This is a genomic window from Flavobacterium cyanobacteriorum, assembly GCF_002251835.1.
Taxonomy (GTDB): Bacteria; Bacteroidota; Bacteroidia; order Flavobacteriales; family Flavobacteriaceae; genus Flavobacterium; species Flavobacterium cyanobacteriorum.
In genome coordinates this window covers 1-2,462 of sequence record NZ_NOXV01000059.1, presented here as the reverse complement: position 1 = coordinate 2,462, position 2,462 = coordinate 1, and the positions used below count along the sequence as shown (strand labels likewise).

3 protein-coding genes are annotated in these 2,462 nt (G+C 43.2%); 1 reads left to right on the top strand and 2 read right to left on the bottom strand.

Features of this window, described 5'->3' with window-relative positions; translation table 11 throughout:
• The first annotated feature begins 286 nt into the window (after positions 1-286).
• On the top strand, positions 287-1,012 hold the full coding sequence (locus CHU92_RS00545) for a DNA-formamidopyrimidine glycosylase family protein (protein ID WP_094411538.1): 726 nt from the start codon (positions 287-289) through the stop codon (positions 1,010-1,012).
• A 21-nt stretch (positions 1,013-1,033) separates the two neighbouring features.
• Here the strand turns inward: CHU92_RS00545 and CHU92_RS00540 are convergent, their stop codons facing one another.
• The gene (locus CHU92_RS00540; protein WP_243389529.1) at positions 1,034-1,759 is read right to left on the bottom strand and encodes an LVIVD repeat-containing protein; all 726 of its coding nucleotides are present in this window, start codon (positions 1,757-1,759) and stop codon (positions 1,034-1,036) included.
• A gap of 11 nt (positions 1,760-1,770) precedes the next feature.
• Positions 1,771-2,274, bottom strand: coding sequence for a hypothetical protein (locus CHU92_RS00535; RefSeq protein WP_094411534.1), 504 nt, complete (start codon positions 2,272-2,274; stop codon positions 1,771-1,773).
• Positions 2,275-2,462 lie beyond the last annotated feature (188 nt).

Below are 2,462 nucleotides of genomic sequence, written 5' to 3'. Positions count from 1 at the left end.
TAAAAAACCGTCTCAAAATTTAAGTATTGAGACGGCTTCTTTTTATTTTGAGGGTGCGATATATTCACAAAGGAAGAAAAAGCCGCAGGATACCTCATTACCCTCAAAGAAGTATATTATTGCTTAACCGTCTCCGGCACGGTTTATACGCGAGCATATATTATAAATGAGCTGTTCCCTAAAAAAACCTCCCAATATCATAGTGCCCGGTTTGTGTTAAAAGTTCTGTAAGGAGAATCTGCTTTTAAAGTTCCAGCCCTAACTTTATATACCTAACGTTTGAATTATGCCTGAAGGACCAAGCATCGTTATTTTAAAAGAAGAAGCACAGGGATTGACCGGGAAAAAAATTATTGCTGTTTCCGGAAATACCAAAGTTGATGTTGCCTGTGCTGACGGCAAAAAAGTACTTGCCTTTAAAAGCTGGGGCAAACATTTCCTTATCTGCTTTAACGGCTTTACCATCCGCATTCATTTTATGCTCTTTGGCAGTTACCGCATTAATGAAGGTAAAGCAACTCCTCCACGGCTCAGCCTGCAGTTTAAAGAGGGGGAAATAAATTTTTACGCCTGTTCCGTAAAAATACTGGAAGGCGATATCAACAGCCACTACGACTGGAGCGCTGATGTGATGAACGATGCCTGGGATGCTGAAGCCGCTAAAGCCAAACTGGCTTTAAAGCCCGATATGCTGGCCTGTGATGCACTGCTGGAACAGGATATATTTTCAGGTGTGGGCAACATTATTAAAAATGAGGTGCTGTACCGGATTTTTGTGCATCCTGAAGCGAAAGTAGGCAGCCTGCCTCCTGAAAAAGTAAATGAATTAGTAAATGAAGCCCGTATATATAGCTTCCAGTTCCTGGAATGGAAGAAAAAATACGAACTCAAAAAACACTGGCTTGCCCACACCAAGAAAACCTGCGTGCGATGCCGCCTGCCCCTGATAAAAAAGATAACAGGCACTAAAAAGCGGAGGAGCTTCTTCTGTCCTAACTGCCAGGCATTATAGGCGTACTATTTAATGGTAAGTTTAAAAAAGGACCTGGCTCAGTAACGTTATGTCGGTAATATCTTCAGGATTCAGCCGATAACGGTATACCCCGCTACTACCTATGGCAAAAAGGTCATTATCTTTAATTATTACATCAAAACACAGGTTATTGATGCTGGCCACCAAAAATGGCTGTGCAGGATTTTCTACATTTAATACCTTAATCTCATCATCGCACACAAAAAGGTAGTTGTTATATAATCCTAACCCTTTGGGAAAAGTAAGTATGCGCTGGTGCAGGAGCTGTGGATTTTGAGGATTGGCCGTATTATATACTTGAAGCAGGTTGATGTTATTGCCACATAGCGTGTTGCTGTGCAGCGTTACATAGCTGTAGTCCCCATTTGAAACAACCGGGTCGCAGGCCGTAAAGTGCTGTACTGCAGACATCAGTTGCGGTTGCTCAGGGTTGTCCAGCGAGTAGATAAACATCCCGTTCCGGGAACCTATATACAGATACTCACCAAACGAGAACAAAGTTTCGATATTTAACCCGACAAAAACCTCATTTACCTTTACAGGTTGAGCCGTGTTTGATAGCGAAAAAACATTGAGCATGTTATAGTCCACGGTGTACAGGTAGTTCCCTTTTAGTGCAAAGACCGCCAGCGACCCGCCGGTTCCGTCACCGGTAGTAGTGGTTGCGTCTTCAGAACATGACAGCAGCATGGCAAATGCTGCAACGTATAGCAATAGTTTCTTCATAATCATTTATTTTAAAGTGGCTGCCAGTCAACAATAACCTGGCTATCTGTTACCTGCCCATCAAATTCATCTGGTGAGCGCATTGCGGGGAACACGTTGCGGTTGCGCTTGGTTATAGTAATGGTGTTGCTGTCTGTATTATAAGCCAGGGTAACAAGGTCTGTAGCCTGGTTGATAAAAAAGATGTTGTCCCGGATAGCCATGTCAGTTGAACCGGGAGCGGCAAGAAAACCCAGTGGCTGCGGGCTGGACGGATTAGAATAGTTATAGATATGGAAGCCCTTATTCACATCGTTCACAAATAAGTAATTTCCGTATACGTAAATTTTACCTGCTTTTTGTACCGGCATGGCAGGCATTATGCTGACGGCATTTTCAAAGGCGGTACGCTCCATCACAACAGCCTGAAAACGTGAAGATAACCTGTTATTATCATCATCATTGTACGAAAAGGAAAAACAACTCCACAAGCACCAGAGAGGCGCAGTTACAAGTAGTATTTTAAGATAACGCATACTAATATTTTTTTTACAAGATACCTGATAAAGCTAAAGGTTGCGCCATAAACACATAGTTTAATGTAAAGAAAACGTTATATTTAATTTACATAACCGGGGCCGCCTTTCATGGCGCAGGCTACAGGCCCATAGCCCCGATGGAAGCGGCATCCTCCCCGCCGCCTGCTTTTGCGGCGGGGAGATAG